The sequence below is a fragment of the Candidatus Glassbacteria bacterium genome (assembly GCA_019456185.1).
In the GTDB taxonomy this organism is placed as follows: domain Bacteria; phylum Gemmatimonadota; class Glassbacteria; order GWA2-58-10; family GWA2-58-10; genus JAJRTS01.
This window is the reverse complement of the sequence record VRUH01000154.1, coordinates 1-1323: the sequence shown is the minus strand read 5'-3', so window position 1 is coordinate 1323 and position 1323 is coordinate 1. Positions and strand designations below refer to the sequence as shown.

Below are 1323 nucleotides of genomic sequence, written 5' to 3'. Positions count from 1 at the left end.
CACGTCCGGGGTGAAACTTTCCGGGCCATTGAACCAGGTGTGAATGCCGGTAGTTTCCAGGGCAGGCAAACGGCGTGTGGCCTGCTGCAAAACGGGGAGGAAGTGTTCCACATCCGCAGGCAACCGGTCGAAACAAAAGTCCTCTGGAATCCCATCCATGCCCCATGGCTTTGCGTGGGACTCGAAGGCGCCCAGCAGGAGTTTTCCCGCATCCTCCTTGTAGTAGGCACATCCGTCCGTATCGCGCAGGATCGGCAAGTCGGGGGAGAGGCCGTTCATCAACTCCGTCACCACGTAAAAGTGTTCGCATGCGTGCAAGGGCACGTTTACCCCACACATCCGGCCCACCTCCCTGGCCCACATGCCCGCGCAGTTCACGACGATTTCCGCGCGAATATCCCCATCGTCGGTGGCGACTCCAGTGACAGTGCGGTGACGGCCCTCTTGCCGCGTATGAATGGCGGTGACACGGGTATCCTCAATAATCCTGGCGCCACCCTTCCTGGCGCCCTTGGCCAGCGCCATGGTCGTGTCGACAGGGTTGGTCTGGCCGTCCTTGGGGAGGTAGACCGACCCAACCACGTCCTTAACATCGATCAACGGCCACATGCGTTTCAGGGTGTCGTTGCCGATCACTTCGACTTCCAGTCCGAAGGTACGGGCCATGGAGGCCCCGCGTTTGAGTTCCTCGAACCGCTCTTCGTTGGTGGCGATGCTCAGGCTGCCGTTCTGCTTGAACCCGGTCGCATGCCCGGTTTCCTGCTCCAGGGTGGCGAACAGGTTGGTGGTGTATTGCGCAAGCCGTGTCATGTTGGCCGTCGCACGTAGTTGGCCCACCAGCCCAGCGGCGTGCCAGGTGGTACCGCAGGTTAGATTCCTGCGTTCCAGCAGCACCACATCACGCATTCCTAATTTCGTGAGATGAAATGCAACGCTGCACCCGATAATACCGCCCCCGATGATCACCACCTGCGCGGTACTGGGTAGTTTTTCGCTCATCGGTAATATCCGTTTAGTCCCCGCATCTTGACCGCCCCTGCGCTACGGCATGGGCCGCAAGCTCCCTTAACTAGCCCCCGAGATAAGCTCACTTTTGTTATAATCCGGCATGGTGGAAGTACGCTGTATTTTTTAAAGGGAGATTCGCTTATACCGAAGCCTTGCTGACACTGACCCGCCCGAAGGAATTAAACCGCTTGGTACGTTAGCATAGAAGCATAGAAGGCTCTGAACTTTCCCAAATTCATGTACCAGGGGTCATAGACGCCCTGGGCCTGACTCAGTCATTGCCCCAGGATGGACGTTATCCAAGCCCAGCCATCG

1 protein-coding gene is annotated in these 1323 nt (G+C 58.1%); it reads right to left on the bottom strand.

Features of this window, described 5'->3' with window-relative positions; translation table 11 throughout:
- Positions 1-999 (bottom strand): FAD-binding oxidoreductase (locus FVQ81_18580; protein ID MBW7998537.1); only part of this gene is annotated, 999 nt, incomplete at its 3' end.
- Positions 1000-1323: the final 324 nt, after the last annotated feature.